The following is an 825-nucleotide window of genomic DNA, read 5'->3' as shown; positions in this document are numbered from 1 at the left end:
TGTGGTGACCCCCAAAAGTTAGATTTGAAAGCGTAGTGGCTTTTAGCTGCTACGCTTTTGTTATGCAACTAAGGCATTAATCCTGTACTCAACCGGACTTAACCAGCCGAGTTTCTGTTTGATTCTCTTGTTGTTGTAGTAATCAATGTATTTGATAATTGCTTGTTTAAGCTCTTCATAGCTGTAATAAACTTTTCCATAATATATTTCTTGCTTTAATATTCCAAAGAAATTTTCCATAACAGAGTTATCGTGACAATTTCCTTTTCTTGACATACTCTGAAATATTCTGTTTTCTTTCAGCTTTTGTGAATATGCTTTCATCTGATAAGCCCATCCTCTGTCAGAGTGAAAAGTCCTGCGATATGAACAGTCATTAGTGATAGTAATAGCTTCATCTAATGCACTCATAATGTTCTCGGCAGATGGCTTTTGAGATATGCCAAAACTCAGAATTTCTCCGTTAAACATATCCATAAATGGATCAAAATAGAGCTTTTTGATTATCATTCTGCCCTTGCTGTCAACCTCATAATACTTAAATTCACTTGTATCTGTTGTGATTTTCTGATGCGGTACACTTGTGTTAAATCTACGGTTAATCCTGTTTGGAGCAATCTTTCCTACTTTACCTTTGTATGAACTGTATTTTCTGCTTTTATGAGTAAACGAGGTTACTTGCAGGTTCAATTTCTGAACAATTCTTTGAACTTTTTTCTTGTTTACAAAAATATTTCTGTTTCGCAATTCTCCCCAAATTCTGCGATAACCATAGTCTTTATGCACTTTTCGTATATCAAGAATTTCTTTTTCTAATTTTTCATC

1 protein-coding gene is annotated in these 825 nt (G+C 34.1%); it reads right to left on the bottom strand.

The genetic code is table 11. The annotated features are described in order from the left end of the window. Positions 1–60: 60 nt before the first annotated feature. Positions 61–825: IS3 family transposase (locus tag AAAY30_RS11515; protein ID WP_499215971.1), on the bottom strand; the 765-nt coding region annotated here is incomplete at its 5' end.

It is taken from the genome of Ruminococcoides bili (genome assembly GCF_040093295.1).
Lineage (GTDB): Bacteria > Bacillota > Clostridia > Oscillospirales > Acutalibacteraceae > Ruminococcoides > Ruminococcoides intestinale_A.
The sequence above is the reverse complement of the archived record's forward strand: the minus strand, read 5'-3'. Positions and strand labels throughout refer to the sequence as shown.